Origin of the sequence: Paenibacillus uliginis N3/975, assembly GCF_900177425.1 — a bacterium.
Taxonomy (GTDB): domain Bacteria; phylum Bacillota; class Bacilli; order Paenibacillales; family Paenibacillaceae; genus Paenibacillus_AQ; species Paenibacillus_AQ uliginis.
Genome location: NZ_LT840184.1, coordinates 3,454,694 through 3,479,682, shown reverse-complemented (window position 1 = coordinate 3,479,682; position 24,989 = coordinate 3,454,694). Strand labels below are relative to the sequence as shown.

At 44.7% G+C, this 24,989-nt stretch carries 24 protein-coding genes; 21 read left to right on the top strand and 3 right to left on the bottom strand.

The genetic code is table 11. The features are described from left to right. The first annotated feature begins 14 nt into the window (after window positions 1-14). The 12 genes from B9N86_RS16380 to B9N86_RS16325 all read left to right on the top strand — a co-directional run bounded on the left by B9N86_RS16380 (window position 15) and on the right by B9N86_RS16325 (window position 12,832). On the top strand, window positions 15-1,103 hold the full coding sequence (locus tag B9N86_RS16380; RefSeq protein ID WP_208914234.1) for an SAF domain-containing protein: 1,089 nt from the start codon (window positions 15-17) through the stop codon (window positions 1,101-1,103). A 25-nt stretch (window positions 1,104-1,128) separates the two neighbouring features. Further along, the gene (locus tag B9N86_RS16375; RefSeq protein WP_208914233.1) at window positions 1,129-1,836 is read left to right on the top strand and encodes a hypothetical protein; all 708 of its coding nucleotides are present in this window, start codon (window positions 1,129-1,131) and stop codon (window positions 1,834-1,836) included. Further along, complete coding sequence (locus B9N86_RS16370) at window positions 1,833-2,669, top strand: CpaE/TadZ family protein (RefSeq protein ID WP_208914232.1); 837 nt, start codon at window positions 1,833-1,835, stop codon at window positions 2,667-2,669. The genes B9N86_RS16375 and B9N86_RS16370 overlap by 4 nt, the downstream gene beginning before the upstream one ends. Further along, window positions 2,670-4,565 carry a P-loop NTPase family protein gene (locus B9N86_RS16365; protein WP_208914231.1) on the top strand — a complete coding sequence of 632 codons (1,896 nt, stop codon included), beginning with the start codon at window positions 2,670-2,672 and terminating at the stop codon, window positions 4,563-4,565. After that, window positions 4,562-6,631 carry a hypothetical protein gene (locus B9N86_RS16360; protein WP_208914230.1) on the top strand — a complete coding sequence of 690 codons (2,070 nt, stop codon included), beginning with the start codon at window positions 4,562-4,564 and terminating at the stop codon, window positions 6,629-6,631. Before B9N86_RS16365 ends, B9N86_RS16360 begins: the two co-directional genes overlap by 4 nt. A gap of 42 nt (window positions 6,632-6,673) precedes the next feature. Next, window positions 6,674-7,132: an ABC transporter permease gene (locus tag B9N86_RS16355; protein ID WP_208914229.1), complete on the top strand. Its 459-nt coding sequence runs from the start codon at window positions 6,674-6,676 to the stop codon at window positions 7,130-7,132. A 26-nt stretch (window positions 7,133-7,158) separates the two neighbouring features. Continuing rightward, window positions 7,159-7,554 carry a hypothetical protein gene (locus tag B9N86_RS16350; RefSeq protein WP_208914228.1) on the top strand — a complete coding sequence of 132 codons (396 nt, stop codon included), beginning with the start codon at window positions 7,159-7,161 and terminating at the stop codon, window positions 7,552-7,554. Window positions 7,555-7,557: 3 nt separating this feature from the next. Further along, window positions 7,558-8,112 carry a hypothetical protein gene (locus tag B9N86_RS16345; protein WP_208914227.1) on the top strand — a complete coding sequence of 185 codons (555 nt, stop codon included), beginning with the start codon at window positions 7,558-7,560 and terminating at the stop codon, window positions 8,110-8,112. After that, window positions 8,099-9,091: a hypothetical protein gene (locus B9N86_RS16340; protein WP_208914226.1), complete on the top strand. Its 993-nt coding sequence runs from the start codon at window positions 8,099-8,101 to the stop codon at window positions 9,089-9,091. Before B9N86_RS16345 ends, B9N86_RS16340 begins: the two co-directional genes overlap by 14 nt. A gap of 119 nt (window positions 9,092-9,210) precedes the next feature. After that, window positions 9,211-10,761, top strand: a complete 1,551-nt coding sequence (locus B9N86_RS16335) for an ABC-F family ATP-binding cassette domain-containing protein (protein WP_208914225.1) — start codon at window positions 9,211-9,213, stop codon at window positions 10,759-10,761. A gap of 181 nt (window positions 10,762-10,942) precedes the next feature. Further along, the gene (locus tag B9N86_RS16330; RefSeq protein ID WP_210190585.1) at window positions 10,943-11,980 is read left to right on the top strand and encodes a ThiF family adenylyltransferase; all 1,038 of its coding nucleotides are present in this window, start codon (window positions 10,943-10,945) and stop codon (window positions 11,978-11,980) included. A 150-nt stretch (window positions 11,981-12,130) separates the two neighbouring features. Continuing rightward, window positions 12,131-12,832 carry a response regulator transcription factor gene (locus B9N86_RS16325; RefSeq protein ID WP_244562728.1) on the top strand — a complete coding sequence of 234 codons (702 nt, stop codon included), beginning with the start codon at window positions 12,131-12,133 and terminating at the stop codon, window positions 12,830-12,832. A gap of 464 nt (window positions 12,833-13,296) precedes the next feature. Here the strand turns inward: B9N86_RS16325 and B9N86_RS16320 are convergent, their stop codons facing one another. Together B9N86_RS16320 and B9N86_RS16315 are read right to left on the bottom strand one after the other, a co-directional pair. After that, entirely contained in the window at window positions 13,297-13,806 is a 510-nt protein-coding gene (locus B9N86_RS16320; RefSeq protein WP_208914223.1) for a C40 family peptidase, read from the bottom strand. A gap of 261 nt (window positions 13,807-14,067) precedes the next feature. Next, window positions 14,068-14,712 (bottom strand): thiamine diphosphokinase, encoded by a 645-nt coding sequence (locus B9N86_RS16315; RefSeq protein WP_208914222.1) that lies wholly within the window; start codon window positions 14,710-14,712, stop codon window positions 14,068-14,070. Between the two features lie 102 nt (window positions 14,713-14,814). On the opposite strand from B9N86_RS16315, the gene B9N86_RS31000 reads away from it, so the two are divergent. Both B9N86_RS31000 and B9N86_RS16305 read left to right on the top strand, forming a co-directional pair. Further along, the gene (locus B9N86_RS31000) at window positions 14,815-15,009 is read left to right on the top strand and encodes a hypothetical protein (RefSeq protein ID WP_244562727.1); all 195 of its coding nucleotides are present in this window, start codon (window positions 14,815-14,817) and stop codon (window positions 15,007-15,009) included. After that, window positions 15,006-15,470, top strand: a complete 465-nt coding sequence (locus B9N86_RS16305; RefSeq protein WP_208914221.1) for a low molecular weight protein-tyrosine-phosphatase — start codon at window positions 15,006-15,008, stop codon at window positions 15,468-15,470. Before B9N86_RS31000 ends, B9N86_RS16305 begins: the two co-directional genes overlap by 4 nt. 151 nt (window positions 15,471-15,621) lie before the next feature. Here the strand turns inward: B9N86_RS16305 and B9N86_RS16300 are convergent, their stop codons facing one another. Continuing rightward, the gene (locus B9N86_RS16300; RefSeq protein WP_208920445.1) at window positions 15,622-16,353 is read right to left on the bottom strand and encodes an alpha/beta hydrolase; all 732 of its coding nucleotides are present in this window, start codon (window positions 16,351-16,353) and stop codon (window positions 15,622-15,624) included. Between the two features lie 255 nt (window positions 16,354-16,608). Here B9N86_RS16300 and pdhA point away from each other — a divergent pair, with 255 nt between their 5' ends. The 7 genes from pdhA to B9N86_RS16265 all read left to right on the top strand — a co-directional run bounded on the left by pdhA (window position 16,609) and on the right by B9N86_RS16265 (window position 24,919). Beyond that, entirely contained in the window at window positions 16,609-17,676 is a 1,068-nt protein-coding gene (gene pdhA / locus B9N86_RS16295) for a pyruvate dehydrogenase (acetyl-transferring) E1 component subunit alpha (protein WP_208920443.1), read from the top strand. 159 nt (window positions 17,677-17,835) lie between these two features. Continuing rightward, entirely contained in the window at window positions 17,836-18,813 is a 978-nt protein-coding gene (locus tag B9N86_RS16290; protein ID WP_208914220.1) for an alpha-ketoacid dehydrogenase subunit beta, read from the top strand. Window positions 18,814-18,843: 30 nt separating this feature from the next. Beyond that, window positions 18,844-20,154, top strand: coding sequence for a dihydrolipoamide acetyltransferase family protein (locus B9N86_RS16285; RefSeq protein WP_208914219.1), 1,311 nt, complete (start codon window positions 18,844-18,846; stop codon window positions 20,152-20,154). Between the two features lie 3 nt (window positions 20,155-20,157). Then, on the top strand, window positions 20,158-21,579 hold the full coding sequence (gene lpdA, locus B9N86_RS16280) for a dihydrolipoyl dehydrogenase (RefSeq protein ID WP_208914218.1): 1,422 nt from the start codon (window positions 20,158-20,160) through the stop codon (window positions 21,577-21,579). Window positions 21,580-21,771: 192 nt separating this feature from the next. Continuing rightward, window positions 21,772-22,566 (top strand): thymidylate synthase, encoded by a 795-nt coding sequence (locus B9N86_RS16275; RefSeq protein WP_244562726.1) that lies wholly within the window; start codon window positions 21,772-21,774, stop codon window positions 22,564-22,566. 51 nt (window positions 22,567-22,617) lie between these two features. Next, the gene (locus B9N86_RS16270) at window positions 22,618-23,112 is read left to right on the top strand and encodes a dihydrofolate reductase (RefSeq protein ID WP_208914216.1); all 495 of its coding nucleotides are present in this window, start codon (window positions 22,618-22,620) and stop codon (window positions 23,110-23,112) included. A 319-nt stretch (window positions 23,113-23,431) separates the two neighbouring features. Further along, window positions 23,432-24,919, top strand: coding sequence for a glutamate synthase subunit beta (locus B9N86_RS16265; RefSeq protein ID WP_208914215.1), 1,488 nt, complete (start codon window positions 23,432-23,434; stop codon window positions 24,917-24,919). The last annotated feature ends 70 nt before the right edge of the window (window positions 24,920-24,989 follow it).

Here is a 24,989-nt window from a genome sequence, read left to right as displayed (position 1 = left end):
AGGAGAATGAACAAATGCCAATCATTACACGGCGCAGCAAAAAAATGCTGTATGCCGGACTTGCTGGAGCTGGATTCATGAGTGTTGTTCTAGCAGGGGGATTTTATTTTATCCAAAGTGACAATGTCAATCGTCATGCGGATGAAACACGGAAATATCAGCTGAGGATTGAGGCATTGGAAGAGGCACAGATCGGTGACCTGAAATCGATGAGGACGGCTTGGGTTCCGCGCAAGGACATTCCGGCAGGGCACTTTATTGATAATAAAGATTTGCAAGAAATCCGTCTGCCATTAGAAGCCTCTCCCGATAATCTTCCGACTAGAAAAGAAGATGTTGCTGGGAAGGGCGTGAAGATTGAGCTTCGGCAGGGAACGCCGATTACACTTGGAATGCTGTTTGAAGAAGAAATCACTCCCCGAGATTTACGGAACCGGGAAATGAAGTCGATATGGCTACCCAGCAATTTGAGACAAGAAGATGTGGTGGATATCCGGATTCAGTTTCCGACGGGTCAGGATTATATCATTTTGGCAAAGAAGCGGATTGACAAGCTGTCGAATCCAGCCTTTTGGACAACCTTAAGCGAGCAGGAAATCTTATTGTTCTCCAGCGCTATGGTTGATGCTTATATCCATAAAGCTTCTATTTATGCCCTCACTTATGTTGAACCGGAAATGCAGGAAAAGGCGGTTCCGAATTACCCTCCTAATCAGGAAGTTATTCAGTTGATCAAGAGTGATCCGAATATTGTCCGGAGAGCGGAACAACAGCTCGAGACTTCCGTACGTACCGCATTGGATCGGGATCTGAGCAAAGTGAGTCCAAATGAACCAATACCATTCGTAAGACAGGACGAAATTTCTTATAACCAGGGTACACAAGATTTCGACACATGGACTTCTGGAAACTACACTGCAAGTAACACAGATGATTCACTAACAACTTCACCATCCTCGGTGACTGAGGAGACAGGTGCAGATGAAAGAAAGGACCGTTCAGATGAAATGAAGGATATTTTAGGAGTACAGGGTCAAGCTGAAGAAAATGTTAGCAGTATACAGCAAAAAGACGATATGGAAGCCATATTTACAAGTCCTTAATAAGTGAAATGAGGGAGTGTGAAAATTGAGAACATGGATATTTGCCGGCTTTTGCGATAAGAGTGATCTGCTAATGTATCTTTGCAAAATATTAGTGCATAGCGGTAATAGAGTGCTCCTGATGGATGCAGCACAAGAAGGAAAGTACACCCACTGTATCGGCAGATTGGATCCGCGTATGTCGGTTACAGAATTCTCAGGATTTGATGTAGCATGTGGTTTTGATCATTATACCGAACTTGAGAATTATTTAAAGGAATCAGGCGAGCCGGAATACGACTATTTGGTAATCGATACTGAGAAGGAATCGTTTCTAAATCAGGACGCATGGGAGCTCGCGAGTGCGAAAATTTGGGTAAGCAGTTTTGAAATTGCCGGATTGATGAGAGGGGCCAGTTGGCTTGAGGATCTCTCAATGAAAAGTAAAGAACAAGGCTTTCCAGAGTTCCGCCGGGTGTACTTGAACGTTGTCGAGGATATGATGGACGATGCCTATATTGAAAGCTATCTGGGAAAAGCGCAGATCCGATGGATGGATGAACCGATTAGAATTCCGTGGGATGAACTTACTTTTGCTTTGAAGGTAGAGAATGAGCATAAGGGAAGACTTCGGATAAAGCCGTTGTCAAGGCGATATAAGCGGGCTCTTATGGAGCTGATCCGCCGGCTTACCGAGATGGAGCAGCGTCAAATTCGCCGTGCATTTCGGCAGGCAGAAAGGAGACAGGCATGAAAACAATCGCTTTGTGGAGTCCGTTGACAAGTGGAAGTGGCACGACCGCATTAGCCGCAAGTCTGCCGATTGTGCTGGCAATGGAGTTTAAAGTGAAGACGCTTCTGCTGCATGGTGGAGCGGCAGGGGAACGTGTTGAGCAGGCTTATTCATTAAAGAAACAACCACTGGACCATTCACTGGTAACTTTCCAAGATCATGGAATGAATGCGGTGGAACGCTTGGCGGCAAGCGGTAGGTTGATGCCTGAGAACATACGTGATTATACATTCCCACTGCTGCAGGATCGACTGGACCTTCTTGCTGCAGGACGCGAACCCAAGTTAGAGTCAGACGACACACATGGACGGCTTATGAGCCAAGTATTAGAAACCGCTGTTCGGGGATATGACGTTATTGTAGCTGATGCGGGGAATGGAAGGGCAAATAGTGTCGACAGACAAATCCTGAAAGCTGCAGATCTTATATTGATTGGGTTAAATCAAAATATTAGATCATTGGAGAAGTTTTTTGAGAGTGATCAGATGCAGGGAGTCTTTCAAGGAAAAGACATTGGGTTTGTTATTGGCCGGTATGACCGCCATAGTCATTGTACACTTCAAAATGTAAAACGCAGGTTTGGAGTGAAGGGTATTTTTGAGGGGATTCCCTACTGCTCAGAGTTCACAGACGCATGGAATATGCGTTCTGTCCAAGCTTGTATTCAAAGGGGAAGAGGCGGGATGGACCGCAAAAGAGAAAGTCCCTTCTATCGGGCTCTTCGCAGCACCGCGTTTGCTGCGGCAGAGCAGATCGGTCTACCTTCTTCGGGATACTCAGAGAGGGGGGCTTAAATGCTCTCAGGGCCGCTGATGAATTCGCTCTGGATAGGTTTAATCCTTTTTTTGGTTGCACTGTTTATATATATTCGCTGGATGAGTAAAGCAAAGATCAGAGCTCACCCGCAGCTCGGTCCAGATCAGCTTTCTTTACAGGCGATGACGGAATTTGTGAAGGAGACGCTCCATCAGATGACACACAGTCAGCTTTCGGATCTAGGCCTGCATGAAGAGGAATATCGCAGGCGTTTAAGTAAGAGAAGCGAGCTGCGTCGCGCGCTCAAAGGTTGTGTGTCCGGTAGTGTGCTTGACAAACAGTATGTTAAAGAGTTTTTGAAAGAGCTGTTGGTCAAAAGTTTGAAGTTAAATGAGTCGAATATTAATGTCGGGATTCCGTTTGAGAATCATGAAGCTTTGTCCCCTCAGGATAAATTCGAAATCATACTTTATTTGTACAAACAGCAGTACCGGGATGAAGCATTATCTAAATTGATTGAAACCTATGATTTATCGAAACCGAGGATTATACCGGGTTATGGTGAGGACGTTGTTTATGCGGTGACGGCTGAAGATATAGCAGACATATATGCAAATGAAATACGCTCGTTAACTCTACCCGAGAAGCTGGACATTGTTGTACAGCGAATTTATCAACAGTACAAAGGTTTTTCCGTCATTGATGAGATTCGAGATCAACGCATCGATGGCGTTAGTGGAGGAGTTAGTGGAATGCTTGGTGATTCTTCAGGGATGCCGTTACGTGCGGAGCAACTGCCGCTTGGCTGGGGGAATGGTGATACTCCGGTCTCCGAATGTGAAAGTGTGTGGTTATTTTTTCGAGGTATTTCCATTCATATGGGATTTCTGTCCTTTGGAAATGTACGGGAATTAAAGCGGGTATGCCAGAACATTTATAAATACAATCATCCCGGTCAGTTGTCAGAGGCTAGCGGTTATAAAGTGAATGAGATGAAGGACGGATCACGTGTTGTCGTTGTACGTCCTCCGTTTTCTGAATCATGGGCTTTTTTTGTTCGGAAGTTTGATGTGAGCAGTACTAGCCTAGAGCAGCTCATCACAGGCAGAGGTGCAGAAATTCCTATTGGTTTGCTGCAATTTCTAATGAAGGGAAGTCGGATTACAGCTGTCACCGGAGCACAGGGATCGGGCAAAACCACTCTACTCATGGCAATGGTAAGACACATCTATGCCTCTTATACGCTGCGTGTACAAGAGATGGCTTTCGAGCTTCACCTAAGAAAAATATACAGCAGGCGCAATATATTGAGTTTTCGAGAAACGGAACATATCAGTGGTCAGGACGGTCTGGATCTTCAGAAGAAAACGGATGGAACCGTGAACATCCTAGGGGAAGTTGCAAGTGATGAAGTAGCCTCATGGATGATCCAGATGTCACAGGTTGCAAGCTTGTTTACTGTCTTTACACATCACGCAAAGACGTTTAAAGATCTTGTTCAGTCACTTAGGAACTCTCTATTGAAGAGTGGAGTGTTTCGTCAGGAGGATATTGCAGAGCAGCAGGTGGTAAGTGTAATCAACTTCGACGTTCACCTGAAACGGGATGCATTCGGCAATCGTTATATTGAGCGCATTACGGAGTGCATTCCTTGTGACAAAGAGCCATTTCCGGACTGGCATAATCCAGAGAAACATACAGGTACAGAGGAATTGGCCCGAAGGTATGTGGCTATAAGCTCCGAGCATTTCCGCAGGCAGAACAATACTACATTATATATTTCAAACAATGTGGTTGAATACCGCGATGGACGGTATGTGGTTGCAGCATCTTTATCTGAGCGTAGCGTGAGAGAGATGGAGGAACAGATGCAGCCTCAAGATATCGAAGCTTTCAGGTGTTATATCCAGACCAACTGGGGAGGGACGCCGTGACCACAAAAGACGTACTTATTTACATTCTTTCAATATCCCTACTGTTGTTTGCTGTTTTATATGGAGCAATCATATTCATACAAAAAAGAAACAGGCAGGAGGAAGGCTTTAGCATCGGATATGAGTCCAATACGTCCGGTCAGTTACGATATAAACACCGTCAATGGTTCCAAGCCGCATATATCCATGCTTTAAGACTGCCTCTGTTGTCTTCGTACGTAAAGCGGATGCGGAAAAAAATATCGATCATACATCCATACGATGAAATTTCTCTTCGTTATGAAACGATGAAAATAACGTTAGCAGTCGCGATATCAGCCGGATTGACTGCTGTTCTCCTGATTTGGATGAATCCTGGGCTCGGATTTATATTGGTTGCTCTGCTAGCGGCGATCGTAATTCATGATTTGATGATTGACGTGTTTATGAATAGGTTGGAGCGGAGACTTTTGGTTCAATCGGTTGAGCTGTTCTCCAATGTAAGGCATCATTACCAGCAGCACGGCATGGTTGAGGAGTCGATCTATGAAGGGGCGGAGACAGCAGGTCATGAAATTTCAATTCATGCTACACGTATTTACAATGCACTAATATCTCAGGACCCTGAGGAACAATTGGATCGTTATTATGAGACTGCACCTAACCGGTATTTGAAAGCTTTTGCAGGCATAGCACATCTGGTTATGGAATTCGGCGACCACGCCAAAAAGAATAGCTCCATCTTTCTTCAAGGATTAAGTGGTTTAACGAAAGAGACTCAGCTCGAAATACTTCGTAGAGACAAGCTTGATTACTTGTTAAAGGGTTTAAATATCATTGCGCTTGCTCCTGTATTTTTTACCAAGCCGATAGAGAATTGGGCTCGAGCAAGCTTCCCGGCCATGGATGAGTTTTATATGAGCAAGTTAGGCATGATCACGAAACTATCAATTTACGTGGTCATTATTGTAGCCTACACCCTCCTACAGAAGCTTCAACAAAACAGTGAGTCTGATTATCGTGCAGGATTTGACAGAGCTTCATGGGAAGAACAGCTTTATAGGTTTAAGCTCCTGCGAATTTTGGTGAATGTGCTGATGCCGATTCCAGGTACCCCTAAGCATGAATGGCGTATTAGATTGCTAAAGGAAAGCAATACACGTTTGCGGTTGGAGTGGTTTTACATTCGACGGATTGTCTCGGGGGTCGTTGCGTTCTCTGTTGTGCTAACGGCATGCATGTATCTTCATCATAGCAGTAAGCGTCAGCTGCTTTATGCACCAGTGTCACAGATTTCATTGTTCGGAAAGATGAACCCAGAGCAGGAGAAAGAAGCTTACCAGAGGGCTGAAACAGATCGGGCGGTAATGGATTATTTGAACCGATCGAATGAAGTTTCTTTTGATCAGGTAAAGGAAGCCGTGATAACAGTTGATGGCAAAGGCATGACACAAGATCAAATATCTATAACCGTCGAGCGGGTGCTCAGTAAACTAGAGCGGTTTAATCTCGAATATTTAAAATGGTGGGAAGTACTATCCTCTATTATGGCTGCGGTTATTGCATTTTATTTTCCGCTCTGGACTCTTATCTTTCACCGAAAGGTTCGAAGTTTGGAAATGAAACATGAAGTATACCAATTTCAGACGGTCATTTCCATCATAAGGGGAATGGAGCGCATATCGGTTGAAGGTGTCCTGGAGTGGCTGAGCCGGTTTGCTGTCATGTTTAAAGTTCCTATTCAGAAAAGTTTACTACATTACGAGCACGGTGCGGAACTTGCGCTTCAAGAGTTGAAGCATGATATATGGTTTCCGGATTTTCAGCGTCTCGTAGATAAGTTGCTTCTGGCCGTTGATAAAGTACCGATCAGAGACGTTTTTGACGATTTAGAAGGTGAAATGGCGTTTGTATTTGAACAGCGGAAACAGGAGTATGAACGGATGATCGACACGAAGGCAGCGTGGGGACGAATGATCGGATTTGCACCGATGTACGGTCTTATTTTTATGTATCTTGTCATTCCGCTTATTGGTATGAGTTTTACACAGATGAATGCTTACTATGAACAAATTCAAAGATTGTAAAATAATGCGTCTCTTTCATGAGGGACAAGGAGGATATAAATTATGAATAATGCTTCATCGGCTCTTAAAGTGGCAGCTGGTATTTTCCTGACCATCGCATTGATTACCATTGTAGTAATTTTGTTTATATCTGCCCAGGAAGCAACCAAAACCGCACAAAATAATTTTTCGGATATTCAGACTGAGCTGTCCCAGGCAGCTTTTACTGTATATGACGGAACAACAATCAGCGGATCGCAAGTAACGAATGCACTCCGCAAGTACAAAGATAAGGACCAATTCGGCATTATGATTAAAACAGGTAAAAACCCTGGAGGACAATGGTACGGTAATGTGTTGAATACGGAAGGTTCCGTAGAGCATCCAGACTCCCGTCAAGGCGCCTTAGCACAAACCTTAAATGAAAAAAGTTCTGAGTATGTTAATCCCAGCGGTAAGTTTAAGGCAACGATTGTCAAGGACACCTCAAATGTGATTCGGGGAATTATTTTTGTCCAGTAAAGTGTTGAGATTCAGGAGCTGATCAATTGAGAGAGCAAACAGTTACGATGATCGAAATAGCTGCGGCTGCAGCTTTGTTCATGGGTGCCTGCTGGTTTTCCTTTCATATGCAATCTGAGATCGACGCGGCGTTAGAAGCAGTCAATCTAATGACTCAAGAACAAAGTTCGGCCATAACTACTGTGAAAATGCGCAGCAGTACGGATGACTTAACATTTTTGGGTAGTGAGGTGTTATTTATGCTGCAGGAGGTCCAGCAGGGAAAGTATGAAATGTCTGTTGACGGCGTAATGTTCCTTCCGGGGTTGGATCTGGATTCCGTTAATCTATCAGTTATCGAGGCCGGTGCCAGATATCAGGCTAACTATTCGTACAGTATGTCTGGAACAATAAACAGCATTCAGCATATTAAGGTGAGGTAAAGGATGTCAAACTCGGTGTCCAAATGGTTTGCAGCTTTTTTGGCAGTCCTGCTGTTGAATATGGTACCAGCGGGAGAAAGTGCCAGAAGGCAGGATGATCTGTCCAGAATTATTGTACATCAATCTGTGACTAAGTTCGTGGATAGTGTCCGGATGAAAGGGTATGTATCACCCCAAATGTATCAGGATTTTACTCGTGAGTTGGGTGCAACCGGCAATCTGTATGAGATTGCGATGGAGCATCAGCATAAGAAGTATGACCCAGAGTATCGTGATTCGTCCGATCCCGAAACGTTTCAAAACAGTTTTGCTGTCGTTTATGATGCCTATTACGAAGCGGAAATTTTAGGGCATTTATTCCCTGATACTGACTTGCCCCTAGATGATCGCAGTCAAATTTACAAGTTAACAGCCGGAGACTTTTTTCAAGTGAAGGTAAGTAGTCAGAATCGTACGCCTTCCATTGTGTTGTTCGATGCTCTAACAGGATCGAATTCAGGGAATAAGTCAGTTATTGCCTTTCCGTATGGAGGGATGGTTTTGAATGAAGATTACTGATTTGGCCATTCTGTTTACGGCTGTGTTCTTTCCTTTCTTTCTGCTGCTTAGCATGCACACAGGCAATGTGGTAGATACCGCTTTTGTTGAAATGAAATATTCGGCCGGGCTGCGGACGGCAATTCAGGATGGCGGGGAGATGCTGAACGTGAACGAGGCTCAGTCACAGGAAGCGGGATATGAATCATTCAAGCGGTTTCGTGCAGACAAGGAGAGGGCTCTGGAAACATTTTCAAGAACACTGTATTTAAACTTTGGCATAGAGGAGGATCTTCAAGCCCAAGCGGCACTATGGTGGTATATCCCGGCTATAGCCGTAGTGGATTATGACGGGTACTATATCTATGCTATGCAATCCTTTACGGGACCGGACGGAGTGGAATCTTTCCGTCATACTTGGAGTCCCAAAATTCCATATGCTTATTACGATGGTGAAGGCAACAGCATTCATTTCACATTGGACAACGTGGCGGAAGCGTACAATGGTTCCAGCAGACTATGGTATTCAGGATTGCAGTCTGAACTTGTGGGTAATACAGGAATAGCACTTCTGGACAAGCAAGTGACCTTTGAAGAAATAAGGCGAATATCGATTGTACACGCAATTCAAGATGATCTAGCCTATTATATAGAGCGTCACAATAACTTGTCTGTAAGAAACGGTATTTCTTATACCTTTTCATTGCCTGTTATCGCTCAAGAAGAATGGGTCAACACGATTAATGATATCGGATTGATGGCTTTTGTCCAAGGTATACCTATTGGTGACCGATATTATAATAATTACGCTTTTGGTGGGGGCAGACTTGTAAAGACTCCGGTGTACTTCGGAAGTGTGGATTCAAGTACCGGTCTTAAATATTATTACAGAAATACGTGTTCATTTCCTTATGATGTGCAGGAAGCTTTTAGCAACCGGAAAGAGGCTGCTGCCGCGGGCTACAGGGAGAAAAACTGTGCTAACTCAGGTGTGATGTAAAGCCTGAAAAGTTATGATTTCGGCTTGGTCGCTTAATGTGATACAATAAACTCTTGACTGTGATAAAACCCTATTTAACATGTAATGAGTTTATTGTATAGACAGGAGTTACCGTAACTATGAGTTTATTGACAGTAGAGAATGTTTCCCACAATTTTGGAGACCGTACCTTGTTCAAGGATGTTTCATTCCGGTTGCTTGCCGGTGAGCATGTAGGTCTTGTCGGTGCTAACGGTGTTGGTAAATCGACCTTAATGAATATTTTGACTGGCCAGCTGCTGAAAGACAGCGGTAAGGTAGAGTGGACTCCAAAAGTGCGTTATGGATATTTGGATCAGCACACCAAGCTGACGCCGGGTAAAACGGTTCGCGATATTTTGAAAGATGCTTTTCTGCCCCTGCTGGAACTGGAACAAGAAATGATGACGATTACGGACAAAATGGGCGATGCTTCTCCTGAAGAGCTCGAAGTGTTGCTTGAGCAGATGGGAGAAATCCAGGAGCAACTGGAAATCGGCGATTTCTATTTGATCGATGTTAAGGTCGAAGAAATGGCTAACGGTTTAGGATTGTCTGTAATCGGTCTTGACCGGGATGTAGCCACGCTCAGTGGAGGACAACGGACGAAGGTTCTGCTGGCTAAGTTACTTTTGGAAAAGCCGACCGTTCTGTTGCTGGATGAGCCGACAAACTACTTGGACGTTGAGCATATTGATTGGCTTACGCAATATTTGAAGCAGTATCCATATGCATTCATGCTCATATCGCATGATACGGAATTTATGAATCAGGTGGTAGACATTATTTATCATCTAGAATTTGCGAAATTAACACGTTATACAGCGAACTATGAAAAATTCCTTGAGATGGCTGATATTAATAAGAATCAGCATATCGATGCATATGAGAAGCAGCAGGAGTTCATCAAGAAACAAGAGGACTTCATTCAGCGGAACAAGGCGCGTTACTCGACATCCGGTCGGGCGAAGAGCCGTGAGAAACAGCTGGATCGACTGGAACGAATTGACCGTCCCGAAGAAGCTGCAAAGCCCGTATTCAATTTTAAGGAAGCCCGTGCTAGCGGTAAAACAGTATTTGAAGGCATCGATTTTGAAATCGGGTACGACCGTCCGCTGCTGCCTAAGATGTCTATTACAATTGAACGTGGAGAGAAAATTGCAATCGTCGGCTGCAACGGTGTCGGTAAATCTACTCTTCTCAAGACCATTCTGGGGAAAATACAACCATACAGCGGCAAAACATATCAAGGTGACTTTTTGTTCCCGTCATACTTCGAACAGGAAGTACGAGCTGGCAATTTGACACCAATTGATGATGTATGGAACGAGTACTCGCATCTGAACCAACACGAAGTTCGCGCTCATCTGGCACGCTGTGGCCTGAAAAATGAACATATTACCCGCCCGCTGAAAGCGTTGAGCGGCGGTGAGCAAGCGAAAGTGCGCTTGTGCAAACTGTTAATGCGCGAGAGCAACTGGATTCTGTTCGACGAACCGACAAATCACTTGGATGTTGTCGCTAAGGAAGAACTGAAGAGAGCGCTCAGAGAATTCAAAGGCACCGTACTGCTCGTATCCCATGAACCTGACTTCTATGAAGACTGGGTAACGAAGATCTGGAATGTGGAAGATTGGTCACATCAATCCTGATCATGCTTGAAGGCCACTCCGCCCGGAGTGGCTTTTTTCAAAATATAGGTCAAGTATAAGTTTAGATTATAATTGACCTATATTTCTCACAGAAACGACGGCTTTGCCGTCTTTATAGGACGGCAAAGCCATCGTTTCTACTTTAACACTAAGGTTATTTTGAGAGGGGAGGGGCTTGAACGTGAAAGAACATAACCGGGAAAGCCGTTATTCCAGGCAAGAACGTTTTGCTCCCTTTGGAGTGGAGGGTCAGGCGAAACTTGGAAGCAGTCACGTACTTATCGTTGGAGCGGGCGCGCTCGGCAGTGCAGTTGCAGAAACTATGGTGCGGGCTGGTGTCGGCTGGATTACGATCGTAGATCGTGATTATGTGGAGTGGAGCAATTTACAGAGGCAGCAGCTGTTTACAGAGCAGGACGCCGAGAATCATCTTCCTAAAGCGGAAGCTGCAAAGTTGCGTTTGAAGTCCATTAATTCAGAGGTGGAAATCGAAGCTCATGTCATGGATGTCCGTGCCGAAGAGTTAGAAGAGCTGGCTCGTGATTGTGATCTGATCATGGATGCAACCGATAATTTTGATACTCGGCTTATCATCAATGATATTTCTCAGAAGCAAAATACGCCTTGGATATACGGAGGGTGCGTAGGAAGCGCCGGCATGACGTATACCTTTCTTCCGGGACACACACCTTGTCTACATTGTCTGCTTGGTACGGTACCACTAGGCGGAGATACGTGTGATACAACTGGTATTCTCCCACAGGCTGTGCAGATGGTCGTAGCCCATCAGAGTATGGAGGCGATGAAGTTTCTCGCTGGTCATCGTGACACGCTCCGTATGAATCTTCTCTCTTTTGATCTGTGGCGGAATGAATCCTTTGAAATGAAGCTAGATCAAGCTCGGAAGAGTGATTGTCCATCTTGTGGAACACATCCGGTATACCCCTTTTTATCTTCTGTCAACAGTACAAAAAGTGAAGTGCTTTGTGGACGGGATACCGTCCAGATCAGGCCAGCACGTAGAATGGAGCTTGATCTCAAGCTGTTGGCTGATCGCTTAACCAGACTGGCTGAAGGAAAGACAGCGCTCAATCCGTATATGGTTATCTTTCAAATGAGCCGCTGCCGGATCGTGTTTTTTGCTGACGGAAGAGCTCTGATACATGGAACCTCTGATCTGATGGAGGCGAAAAGCTTGTACCACCGTTACTTGGGCTGAGACCTCATATTTTGAATCAATTTCATCCATTTCCCCTGCTCGGGAATGGATGTTTTATTTTTGAGGCAACCTAAAGGCCAGACGTGTCGTGTTCAAGCTTATGTAAAGTAAAGGATTATTAACCTTAGCAGTGAAAGAGGGGGAAACCCTTTGAATGGACAGATTTTGATAGCGATGAATGATAGTGAGGAAGCGATCAGGATAACAAACAAAATTCAATCCGCTGGATATACAGTCCATTTGGCAGATCATCTTTCACAGGCTATAACCCTTATGGAGCAAGGGGAGTTTGATATGCTCATGATGGACAGCCGTTTATCAGGAATGCGTGAATTTGATTTTGTACGCAGAATGCAAAATGGAAAGCACCGGATGCCGATTATTGTGCTGGGACATAACGGATCTAATGAAGCGGCAGCTGCCTTAGAAGCCGGGGCCAATGATTACATTTCTAGCCAGGTGGACGAGCGGGAATTGTTAGCCAGAGTCAGCAATCTTCTAATTTTATTTAATCACGGAAATCAACACCGGAATGAGAAAATTGAGATTGGAGATCTGCTGATAGACCCTCAAAGCAGGCAGGTAATCCGGGAAGAGTCTGCAATCGACTTGACCCAGCGTGAATATGAGCTTCTTTTATATTTGGCCAGAAGAGTGAATGAGGTCTGCTCAAGGGAAGAAATTTTAAGTTATGTATGGGATTATGATTTTAATACGGGTACAAATGTAGTGGATGTGTATATCCTTCATTTACGTGAAAAGCTTGATAAAGGACGAAAGTGGAAGCTGATCCGGACGATTAGGGGAGCAGGATATATGCTTAAAGCGCCAGAGAGCGAATCACGTGATTGAGCTTTGCATGTTACCCTACAGAAGATCGTCTAGCCGATTTACCGTTTAATTCACAACGCGAACGAGATGATTTGCAGGGATATATTCTTCTTGATGAATAGCGGTTTCTTCGTATCATTAATTCAGACAGAAACTTTGGTTGGCTTATTTTATTTTTGTTCTATAAGATGGCATAAGCCGGAGAACATGTGGTCTTCCATGTTTTCGAAGTTGTCGTACGAAGCAGCGGAGAGGACGAAACGATTCCGGAAAAGCGTAGCGTTCTCCTTTGTCCCCGAATATCTTCCGCTATGGAATAATTCAAGAAATTCGGGGGCAAGAGAGATTGGAGGAACGATTCGTACACGTAGCGTCTTACAACAGACTAATGCCATACGAGAATTTAACACAAAACTAAGCAGGCCACCCAAGGAAGGATCCTCGGATGGCCTGCAAATGTTATATAAATGATAACGAAGAAACGACTACAATACGCGGCGAGCTTTCAGGTATGTCTTCTTCCAAGTGCCGGAGTTGAGGTCGGAAATGGTTACACCTGGTTTGCCGTACGTGTGAAGAATTTTACCGTTACCAGCGTATACAGCTACGTGAGTTACATTTTTACCATTCGCGCGGCTACCGCTAGAGAAGAATACCATATCCCCTGCTCTCAGGTTCGCTTTGGAAACTGCTACACCTTTCTTTGCTTGTGCTGCTGACGTACGAGGTAGATTCACGCCGTATTTTTTAAAGATGTGTTTCATGAAAGAGGAGCAATCAAATACTTTAGTAGTGCTTGTAGAAGCTCCAAATTTATATGGTGTTCCCATGTAGTTTTTACCAAAGTTCACGACTTGTTGGCCCTTTGTTGTGGCGTAAGAGCTGGATGCTGCTTCTACTTGAGATGCAGGGGAAACTGCCAAGAGCGTTCCCATTCCCATTGCTGCGCTTATGCTGACGATTGCGGCCTTCTTAATCCAAGTCTGTTTATTCATGTTGTATATTACCTCCAGAGAATTGTTATTTGTCTTTCGATGAACCGAGTATAACAGATTTGAAACCTACCGAAATTTTGGATAAAATCGTGAAAGCTATGGGAGACAAGGAATGAAAGCGAATTATTAAAAAACCATTAAAAGTTACAAAAGATTAATAATTTGAGATGGTTTTAACAATAAAAAAGCCACAAACCCTTGATATTCAAAGGTTTGTGGCTTGTCATAATTGTATTTTTAATAATGACAAAAAGGTTACAATTACTCGTCTTTGCTCTGTATTATCAAGAGCAATCCACCTTCTATCTTAACTGTACCCCGGCTTGCAGATAGACGGTTACTAATACCCAGAGACTGTCCGATTTTCAAAGTTGCATTATGAAGAGGATACTGGAAGCCTTCAAGGTCAATTCCGGTTACTTCCGGTGTGAGAGGCAGAAGAGACACATAAGTAAATCCTCGGTCTTCGACATCGCAAGTTGACCCGGTCAATGTAATGTAGTTGTGGTCGTCCAGCATGGAACAATGAACTTGATGCTGAACCCCGCGAAGCAGCATATGTATGTTGGCAAGAGTGTGATCCATGCGCGTCCCCGTACCGCCAAGCAGCAAGATTTCTGTCGGTGCAAGTTCTAGAGCAACATCAAAGGCCAGCTCGGTGTCCGTTAAATTCTTATCTATTGGATCACATTGGACGATTCTTTCACTCATGGAAGTGACGATATGAAGCTGATCCGTTGAAATAGAGTCGAAGTCACCTACTGAAACATTCGGCTTTATGCCGTTCTCTATAAGAAAAAGAGCCCCCCGATCAGCTCCGATAATGTAATCATTTTTCTGAATTACTTCTAATAAATGCGTTGAAAGATTGCCGCCGGTAAAGATCAAAATGCGCCTCGCTTCCATATTATTTCCCCCTTTTGTCCGAAGTTGTCATTTTATATCAGTATAGATCAGTTTTTGTGCTTGCACAATTTCAGCCCTCGCGGATAAAATGAGAGAAGCAAAATGATGAAAAGCGGGGTGCCGGTTACAACTCTTTGGAGTCAAGGTGATCTGATTCTGTTCGCGATCATCCGTGATCTGCTTGCGGGACGCAAGCCGCTCGTTCTTCGCGACGAAATATATGCTGTGTATTGTAAAGGTTCAGAAATTATGAAGGATAATGAAACATACCGCAAGGAAAGGATGGAATGCAAATGATCTCTGTCTTGTTTGTTTGTCTAGGCAATATATGCCGTTCTCCAATGGCTGAAGCCGTAATGAGGCACAAGATTGCACAACAAGGATTGAATGAAAAAATAACTGTGGATTCAGCGGGAACTGGTGATTGGCATATCGGGAAAGCTCCACATGAAGGAACCCGTAAGCTGCTCGACAGCTGGCGTATCAGCTACGAAGGAATGCTCGCGAGACAAGTGGGGAGTCGTGACTTTGTCGACTTCGACTATATGGTAGCGATGGATGATTCGAATGTCGCCAATCTTCGTAAACTGCCTGGCGGAGAAGATTCGGAAATACTTAAATTTATGGATCTTCTACCGGATGAAAAGTTGCGGGAGGTACCGGATCCATACTTTACGGGAAATTTTGAAGAGGTATACCGATTAATTGATGCAGGTTGTGACGTCCTGCTGGACAGAATCATGAAAGAAAAGTTATAATCAACTCGGACAAGCGGTTATTCGTTACCGCTTTTCTTTCGAAGAATGATGTAAGCGCGTGCAGGATGCCGGGTGAATAAAAAAGATGAACAAAGCACATTCCATGAAAAATGCGCGATTGTTCATCTTTTTTTGCAACAAGTGAATGATGTTAAGACTGTAAGAAATACATAAGGGCGGCAGGAAGCTCTTTTTGCCAGAACCCCCATAAATGGCGTCCATCTTTTTCTTCATAATGGATCGTGGCACCTCGCTCTTCAAGGATCTTCTTAGTCGAACGGTTCAGTTCCACAAAGTTATATACGCCAGTGTCAGTTGCATAGTTGTCCTCCTGCAGTCCGACAATCATGAAGATGTTCATCCAGGACAAGTCCGTTTCCAGAGCGATAATATGTTGAGATTGCTCGTAGAAGGCACCGGACAAGCTAATGATTCTTGTAAACAGTTCAGGATAACGGAGGGCCAGATGGACTGAAACACTGCCGCCTAATGAATCTCCGGCCAGAATACGTTCGGATGGATCTCGTCGTACAGGATATTTTTTCTCGATAAAGGGTATAATTTCTTCGGCAAAGCAGGCGAGGTAAGCCTCAAAACGGTTGCCAAAAGAAGCATATTCTTCTGTGCGGATCTTTGTGTTCACTTCAACGCCAACGATGATAAAAGGTTCAATACCTTCTTCTAATATAAGTTGGTTGGCCCAGGTGGCAATTCGTCCGAAGTTGAAAAACTCTTCACCGTCCTGACAATAAACGACGGGGTAGCTGAGAATTTCGTTATATCCGGGAGGGAGATAGATGCGCAGTGTGCGATTCTCCTTTAAGTGTTGGCTAAGTATTTCTTCTTTAACAATAGTTCGCTTCAACAAACGTTCATCTGTCATCATTCGTCACCTTTCGATGGTTAGTTTTTGAAAAGCCGCTAACAATAAGTTAAGATTAAGCTGTTACCCAAAAAGATACTGCTGTTCTGTTAGGTTTGTCACGCTGTTATATAACTATTCAAACTCTGTTATACATACAAAAACAAAGAATTATTAAATTTTATGAGGTATTCTTTGACGAATGTAGTAAAACAGGTGTATAATAATTCTATAACAGCGGAACTTGATATTCAAATATTTATTGAGGTGAAGAAAATGACCAAGGTTCCTTACGAAGTATATACCGAGGAAGTCGAAACTCTATCCGTACTATCCCCGGACGGCGAAATCGTTAACAAAGATCTTTTGCCGAAGCTAACAGATGATCAATTGAAAGAAATTATGTATCGCATGGTATTTACCCGTACCTGGGACGATCGTGCCGTTAACTTGGGCCGTCAAGGGCGTCTTGGTTTTTATGCGCCGGTATCCGGTCAAGAAGCGACTATGGTCGGTAGTGAATTTGCACTAGAGAAAGAAGATTTTGTTTGCCCGGGCTACCGTGACATGCCACAAATCGTTTGGCACGGTCTTCCGCTTTATCAGGCATTCTTGTATTCCCGTGGTCATCAACACGGTGGTGAGATTCCTGAGGGTGTTAATGTATTGATGCCTCAAATCATCATCGGTGCACAAATTTTGCACGCGATGGGTATTGCAATGGCTTATAAGCTCAAAAAACAAAAACAAGTTGTTATTACTTACACAGGTGACGGTGGATCGTCCGAAGGTGACTTCTACGAAGGTTTGAACTACGCTGGCGTATACAAACTGCCTGTCATTTTCTTTGTACAAAACAATGGCTATGCAATCACAACTCCATTCTCGAAACAAACAGCTGCTCTTTCCATCGCTCACAAAGCAATTGCAGCAGGTATCAAGGGCGTGAAAATCGACGGAATGGACGTGTTGGCTGTTATTAAAGCAGTTCAGGATGCTGCTGAGCGCGGACGCAATGGAGAAGGTGCGACACTGATTGAAGCTGTAACTTACCGTTTCCGTCCACACTCCTTGTCTGACGATGCTACGAAGTACCGTTCCAAAGAGGAAGAAGGTCAATGGAGCGAGAAAGATCCGATTGCTCGCTTTGCGAAATATCTTGAGAAAAAAGGTCTTTGGACAGAAGAAGATACAGCTCGCGTAAGAGACGAGGCGAAAGCTAAAGTCAACGAGCAAATCAAGAAAGCTGAGCAAACTGCAAAAATGACCGTTCCAGGTCTGATCGACAGCATGTTCGAGCAAACTCCTAAACATCTTGAAGAGCAAAAAGCCGATTTCCAATAAAAATCGGTTCCTTTTGCCGCGGTAAACGGTTCTGTTCTTAGTTAACAGTAAGGACAGAATTTACTGCGGGGCTTGTATAGATGAGGGTTGCTTTAGATAACGATTCGGTATAATTGCCAAGCATATGTGATCTGTAATGTCTAAGGAGGAAATGAAGCAATGGCACAAATGAATATGAAAGAAGCGATTCGCGACGCAATGCGCGTTGAATTGAACCGTGACCCAAACGTCGTCATCTTCGGTGAAGACGTAGGTAATGTTGGCGGTGTCTTCCGGGTAACCGAAGGCCTGCAAAAAGAATTCGGGGAAGAGCGCGTATTCGATACACCGCTGGCCGAATCCGCTATCGGCGGTATGGCTGTGGGTCTTGGTATTCAAGGCTTCCGCCCAATCGCTGAAATTCAATTTATTGGATTTATTTTTGAAGCTATCGACCAAATGGTAGTTCAGGCTGCACGTATGCGTTTCCGTTCTGGCGGACGCTATAATTCTCCAATCGTATTCCGTACCCCTTTTGGTGGTGGTGTAAAAGCAGCTGAGCTGCATACGGACTCTTTGGAAGGTTTGTTGGCTCAAAGTCCGGGTATTAAAGTCGTAGTTCCATCTAATCCATACGATGCAAAAGGATTGCTTATTTCGGCAATTCGCGATAACGATCCGGTCTTCTTTATGGAGCATCTGAACTTGTACCATGCATTCCGTGCTGAAGTACCGGAAGGCGAATACACTATTGAGCTTGGTAAAGCAAACGTTGTTCGTGAAGGTACTGACGTTACTATCATCGCTTACGGTTTGATGGTTCATACGGCAACCAAAGCAGCAGATGAACTTGAGAAAAACGGTATTAAAGCTGAGGTTATCGACCTTCGTACAATAGCGCCAATTGATATTGACACGCTTGTTGAATCTGTCAAGAAAACTAACCGTGCTATCGTGGTTCAGGAAGCTCAAAAATCTGCTGGCGTAGCTGCTGAGGTTATTGCACAGATTAACGAGAAGGCTATTTTGCATCTGGAAGCACCTGTGCTTCGTGTTGCAGCACCTGATACGGTTTATGCTTTCGCGCAGATCGAGGACGCTTGGCTGCCGACTCCTGCTCGCATCGTAGAAGCAGTTAATAAAGTGATGAAATTCTAATTGCAGTAAATATCTAGGGAGGTTTTACAGTTGGCAAAATTTGAATATCGTTTTCCAGAGCTGGGCGAAGGTTTGCATGAAGGTGAAATCATCAAAATGCATATCAAGCCAGGCGACAAAGTAACAGACGACGACATCATCATGGAAGTACAAAACGACAAGGCTGTCGTAGAAGTTCCTTGTCCCGTTAACGGTACGGTTCAAGAAGTTTTTGCCAAAGACGGTCAAGTATGCCGCGTAGGTGAAGTCGTTGCTATAATCGATGCTGAAGGTGACATCCCTGAACAGGAAGGCCATGCTGAAGAACAATCCGCTCAAGAAGCTGATGCAGCAAAAGGCAGCGCGGACACTCAATCTTCTCCAGCAGCAAATGCACCTGCAGATGCTAAGCAAGGAGAAGGTGCGCCAGTAGCACCTAACAAAGACGTTCTCGCTACACCAAGCGTGCGCAAATTTGCTCGTGAGCAAGGCGTAGACATCTCACTGGTTCAAGGCAGCGGAAACAACGGCAAAGTCACTCGTGAAGATGTTGAAGCATTCAAAAATGGCGGCGGTCAAGCAGCGGCAGCTCCTGCTCAAGAAGCAGCTTCCGAAGCTAAAGCAGCTCCAGCAGCAGCTTCTGCAGCAGTGGATACACGTGCTGAAGAAGAGCGCGTACCGTTCAAAGGTATCCGTAAAGCGATCTCCAATGCGATGGTTAAATCGGCTTACACTGCTCCTCACGTTACGATCATGGACGAAGTGGACGTTACTGAGCTGGTTGCATTCCGTACGCGCATGAAGCCGATCGCTGAGAAAAAAGGTACGAAAGTAACTTACCTTCCATTCATCGTTAAAGCACTCGTTGCGGCTAGCCGTCAATTCCCTGCTTTGAACGCGATGATTGATGAAGAGAACAACGAGATTGTTTACAAAAAGTACTACAACATTGGTATTGCTACAGATACAGACAACGGTCTGATCGTACCGGTTATCAAGGATGCTGATCGTAAGAGCATCTGGATGATCGCTGACAGCATCCGTGATCTGGCTGCTCGCGGCCGTGATGGTAAGCTGAGTGCCAACGAAATGAGAGGCAGTACGATCTCCATCTCGAATATCGGTTCTGCTGGCGGTATGTTCTTTACTCCAATCATCAACTTCCCTGAAGTTGCGATTCTGGGTACAGGCCGTATTTCCGAGAAAGCGGTCGTTAAGAATGGTGAGATCGTAGCAGCACCAGTAATGGCACTGTCCTTGAGCTTTGACCACCGTATTATTGATGGAGCAACAGCTCAAAACTTTATGAATTACATTAAACAGCTGCTCGCTAACCCTGAGCTGCTTGTTATGGAGGTGTAACATATGGTAGTAGGAGATGCTTCTCTTGATATCGATACATTAGTCATTGGTGCAGGTCCTGGTGGATATGTGGCGGCGATTCGTGCCGCCCAGCTGGGTCAACAAGTTCTGATTGTAGATAAATCCGAAGTCGGCGGCGTTTGCTTGAACCGCGGATGTATTCCTTCCAAGGCTCTGATCTCTGCTGCGCATTCTTTTGAGTCTGCTAAGCATGCGAGCGCATTTGGTGTTAACGTAGGCGACGTAACTGTTGATTTTGCGAAAACCCAAGAGTTCAAAAACGGCGTAGTTAAAAAATTGACTGGCGGCGTAGGCGCTTTGCTGAAAGGCAACAAAGTTGAAATTTTCAATGGCGAATGCATGTTCATTAACGAGAATGAAGCTCGTGTATTCAACGAGCATGAATCCCCTCGTTACCGTTTCAAGAACTGTATCATTGCGACGGGTTCTCGTCCGATTGAACTGAAAGCTTTCCCATTTGGCGGACGTATTCTGTCCTCAACGGAAGCTTTGGAACTTCAAGAACTGCCTAAGAGCCTCGTAGTTATTGGCGGCGGTTATATCGGCGCTGAGCTTGGTCAAATGTTCTCGAAATTCGGAACTCAAGTAACTATCATTGAAGGTATGGATTCCATTCTGAATGGCTTCGATCCTGATATGACGAAACTAGTTGCGAAAAACATGCAGAAGTCCGGTGTTGAAATCGTGACGAACGCGAAAGCGGAAAGTGCGGAGCAAACCGATAAAGACGTAACTGTGAAATATTCCGTTAACGGTGAAAGCAAAGAAATCACTGCTGACTACCTGCTTGTAACGGTTGGCCGTCGTCCTAACACCGATGGCGAGCTTGGTCTTGACCTGATCAACGTTGAAATGACCGATCGCGGTCTGGTTAAAGTTGACCATCAGGGACGTACGAACCATCCGCATATCTTTGCTATTGGTGACATCGTTCCAGGTCCTGCTCTGGCTCACAAAGCATCTTACGAAGCTAAGGTTGCTGCAGAAGCGATTTCTGGTCTTCCTTCCGTAGTTGATTATAAAGTAGTTCCTGCGGTAGCCTTTACGGATCCGGAGTGCTCCAGTGTAGGTATGACTGAAGCTCAAGCGAAAGAACAAGGCTACAAAGCTAAATCCGCTAAGTTCCCATTCGCAGGCAACGGCCGTGCATTGTCACTGAACAGCCCTGATGGTTTCGTGAAAATCGTGGCTGATGAAGAAACAGGTCTTGTACTGGGTGCTCACATTGCGGGTATCGAAGCTTCTAACCTGATTGCCGAAATCGGTCTTGCGATCGAAATGGGTGCAACACTGGAAGATATCGCTTTGACTATCCATGCTCACCCAACACTTGGTGAAATCGTGGCTGAAGGTGCCGAGCTCGTTCTTGGTCATCCGATCCATGTCATGGCACCTCGTAAATAATTTGATTATTAAAAGCTGACCTGCATGGTCATCACAAGAGGCTGTTCCCCTTGGTCTGATAAGATCGAGAGGAACAGCTTCTTTTTTTTGGTGGTGAGCGATTATGTTATGTCACTTTTTTTCAATGCTTGCCGTATTAGGGTATGGTAAACTTATAGCTGATTAATAGAAATAATGAAGGTGGGTAATACCGTGAAAAATTACTTGGAACTGCTACAGGATATTCTAGACCATGGAGTTGAAAAAGAAGATAGAACCGGTACTGGAACAACGTCCGTCTTCGGACGTCAGCTGCGGTTTGACCTATCCAAGGGATTTCCTCTCGTGACAACCAAACGGATACACTTGAAATCAGTTGTGCATGAACTGCTCTGGTTTCTGAGTGGAGAAACAAACATACGCTACTTAAAAGAGAATGGAGTACGCATCTGGGATGAATGGGCGGATGAGAATGGAGATTTGGGTCCAGTTTACGGCTCGCAGTGGCGTGCATGGGAAACGCCGGACGGTCGCCACATTGACCAGATTGCAAACGTGATTGAGTCGATTAAAAACAACCCAGATTCACGTCGACACATCGTTAGTGCATGGAATGTAGCCGAAATTGATAATATGAAGCTTCCGCCATGCCACTTTGTGTTTCAATTTTATGTTGCGGGCGGTAAGTTGTCATGTATGCTTACCATGCGCTCTGTAGACTCTTTTCTCGGTCTGCCGTTCAATATTGCCAGCTATGCTCTTCTGACGCATATGGTGGCACAGCAGTGCGGTCTTACGCCTGGTGAATTCATCTGGTCCGGCGGAGATGTTCATATTTACTCTAACCATATGGAACAAGTGAAAATACAACTGGAGCGTGAACCATATTCTCTTCCAACACTTGTAATTAAGAGAAAGCCGGACAGCATTTTTGATTATACTTTTGATGATTTTGAGTTTAAAGATTATGAGCACCATCCAACGATAAAAGCCACGGTTGCAGTTTAAGGAACACTGAAATCGTTTGAGATCACAATACGTATGGAAGGGGCTGAATGAATGAGTATTTCTATGATATGGGCGATGGGAAAAGATCAGGTTATTGGGCATAAGGGTACAATGCCTTGGCGGCTGCCTCGGGATATGGCGTTTTTCAAGGAAATGACCTTAAACAAAACGATTTTAATGGGGCGTAAAACGTGGGAATCCTTTGGCGGCAAACCACTGTCCAAGCGGCTCAATGTAGTTCTTACACGTGATCAGGAGTTTTCATTGAAACCTGAAGAAGGAATCGTTATTCATGACATTGATGAAGGAATGAAATTTGCCCAAGAGGGTGAAATGATGGTCATTGGAGGATCACAAATTTATGAGCAGATGCTCCCATCGGCTGACAAGCTCTATGTCACTTTTATCGATGAGGACTTTGAAGGCGACACTTTTTTTCCGGATGTGAACTGGGAGGAATGGACAGTCGCCCAAGAGATACCTGGGATCACGGACGAAAAAAATCCGTATTCCTACCGGTTTGTTATTTACGAACGTAAGAGATAAGCTTCACTTTATCGGCATCCGTTTGAAGTCATTGCTGGGCTTTTCTTAGTAGGATAATACAAATGATTGTGCATATAATCCATTTAACAAGGGAAATGACAAATGCTACGATGTTTTTACATTGTAGATGACATAATGCGCGGAATCGCTGTAGACAAGCGGTGATAAAAGTTTTTCTTAACCTGAATAGAAAAAATGAATCAGGTAAATGACCATTTGCAGCTCCTTGTTTCGTTAGAATGTGGATGATTTATGATATGATGAAAAGTACAATCTTACTTGTTACTCAGCATGAAGAGAACGGATGGGGGAAAGTAGTATGTCAACACCAACAGGATTTATGGAATATAAGCGTCAGCTTCCGGCTGATCGGGACCCGGCTGAGCGTGTTAAAGACTGGGAAGAATTTCATAAGCATTTGGCAGAGGAAGAGCTTCAGACCCAGGGAGCACGCTGCATGGACTGCGGAACTCCATATTGTCATACCGGTATAGATATGATCGGCGGCACTTCGGGCTGTCCAGTACACAATCTTATTCCGGAATGGAACAACCTTGTTTATCGGGGATTATGGAGAGACGCGTTGGAACGTCTGCATAAAACGAATAACTTTCCCGAGTTTACTGGACGAGTGTGTCCTGCACCATGTGAAGGATCGTGTACAGTGGGCCTGATCGGCCAACCTGTCACGATCAAGAGTATTGAGCAAGCAATTATTGACAAAGGCTTTGAAGAAGGTTGGGTTGTTCCTGAGCCTCCTGTGAAACGAACGGGTCGCCGGGTCGCTGTTGTTGGTTCCGGTCCTGCGGGACTTGCTACAGCTGCGCAGCTGAACAAAGCGGGTCATTACGTTACGGTGTACGAGCGTGCTGACCGGATTGGCGGTTTGCTTACTTACGGAATTCCTTCCATGAAACTTGACAAGGCTGTGGTTCAACGCCGTGTTGATTTACTGGCGGCCGAGGGTATTGAGTTTATTGTAAATACCGAGATAGGTAAAGATATTTCTGCTAAGCAGCTTGTTGATGATTATGATGCGGTCGTATTGTGTGGAGGATCCACAAAACCTCGTGAGTTTAATATCGAAGGTAGCGAACTGAAAGGCGTACATTACGCTATGGACTACCTGAACGGAACGATCAAGAGTTACCTCGACTCCGGTCTTGAAGATGGAAAATATCTTTCCGCCCACAATAAAGACGTTATTGTCATTGGTGGCGGGGACACGGGCTCGGACTGTGTAGCCACTGCATTGCGGCATGGATGCACCAGCATTACCCAATTCGGTACGCACAAAAAGGCGCCGCTTGAACGAGATTTGATTGCAAATCCATGGCCGCAGTTCCCGAATGTGTATACTCTAGACTATGCGCATGAAGAAGCGAAGGCACTATTCGGACAGGATCCTCGAGAGTTTTCTATCATGACCACGAAGTTTGTTGGTGATGAAGAAGGAAACCTGAAAGAGCTGCACACGATACAGATTGAGCGGATTGTAGACGAAACAGGCCGTAAAGTGTACCAGCCTATTCCAGGTACAGAACAAGTATTTCCGGCACAGCTCGCTTTAATCGCTATCGGATTTGATGGACCTGAGCAGACACTTCTGGAGCAGCTTGGTCTTGAGAGTGACCGCCGAAGTAATGTGAAAGCATCTTACGGCAAATATACTACTAATGTAGATAAAGTGTTTGCAGCCGGTGATATGCGCCGTGGTCAAAGCCTTGTGGTGTGGGCAATTAACGAAGGCAGGGAAGCAGCAAGAGAAGTGGATAAGTATCTGATGGGCTCTACGGTCTTAGTTTAAACTAGACTCATCCTATGTTATAATTGTATATCATTGTTTATGGGGACTTCGCCTAAGCGGAGTCCTTTTT

What these genes read in the sequence shown, in the direction of transcription:
- B9N86_RS16380 (WP_208914234.1), top strand. Translation starts at nt 15, where the DNA reads ATGCCAATCATTACACGGCGCAGCAAAAAAATGCTGTATGCCGGACTT.
- B9N86_RS16365 (WP_208914231.1), top strand. Translation starts at nt 2,670, where the DNA reads ATGCTCTCAGGGCCGCTGATGAATTCGCTCTGGATAGGTTTAATCCTT.
- B9N86_RS16340 (WP_208914226.1), top strand. Translation starts at nt 8,099, where the DNA reads ATGAAGATTACTGATTTGGCCATTCTGTTTACGGCTGTGTTCTTTCCT.
- B9N86_RS16265 (WP_208914215.1), top strand. Translation starts at nt 23,432, where the DNA reads ATGTCAACACCAACAGGATTTATGGAATATAAGCGTCAGCTTCCGGCT.
- B9N86_RS16305 (WP_208914221.1), top strand. Translation starts at nt 15,006, where the DNA reads ATGATCTCTGTCTTGTTTGTTTGTCTAGGCAATATATGCCGTTCTCCA.
- B9N86_RS16315 (WP_208914222.1), bottom strand. Translation starts at nt 14,712, where the DNA reads ATGGAAGCGAGGCGCATTTTGATCTTTACCGGCGGCAATCTTTCAACG.
- B9N86_RS16355 (WP_208914229.1), top strand. Translation starts at nt 6,674, where the DNA reads ATGAATAATGCTTCATCGGCTCTTAAAGTGGCAGCTGGTATTTTCCTG.
- B9N86_RS16320 (WP_208914223.1), bottom strand. Translation starts at nt 13,806, where the DNA reads ATGAATAAACAGACTTGGATTAAGAAGGCCGCAATCGTCAGCATAAGC.
- B9N86_RS16335 (WP_208914225.1), top strand. Translation starts at nt 9,211, where the DNA reads ATGAGTTTATTGACAGTAGAGAATGTTTCCCACAATTTTGGAGACCGT.
- B9N86_RS31000 (WP_244562727.1), top strand. Translation starts at nt 14,815, where the DNA reads ATGATGAAAAGCGGGGTGCCGGTTACAACTCTTTGGAGTCAAGGTGAT.
- B9N86_RS16370 (WP_208914232.1), top strand. Translation starts at nt 1,833, where the DNA reads ATGAAAACAATCGCTTTGTGGAGTCCGTTGACAAGTGGAAGTGGCACG.
- B9N86_RS16270 (WP_208914216.1), top strand. Translation starts at nt 22,618, where the DNA reads ATGAGTATTTCTATGATATGGGCGATGGGAAAAGATCAGGTTATTGGG.
- B9N86_RS16300 (WP_208920445.1), bottom strand. Translation starts at nt 16,353, where the DNA reads ATGACAGATGAACGTTTGTTGAAGCGAACTATTGTTAAAGAAGAAATA.
- B9N86_RS16345 (WP_208914227.1), top strand. Translation starts at nt 7,558, where the DNA reads ATGTCAAACTCGGTGTCCAAATGGTTTGCAGCTTTTTTGGCAGTCCTG.
- pdhA (WP_208920443.1), top strand. Translation starts at nt 16,609, where the DNA reads ATGACCAAGGTTCCTTACGAAGTATATACCGAGGAAGTCGAAACTCTA.
- B9N86_RS16290 (WP_208914220.1), top strand. Translation starts at nt 17,836, where the DNA reads ATGGCACAAATGAATATGAAAGAAGCGATTCGCGACGCAATGCGCGTT.
- lpdA (WP_208914218.1), top strand. Translation starts at nt 20,158, where the DNA reads ATGGTAGTAGGAGATGCTTCTCTTGATATCGATACATTAGTCATTGGT.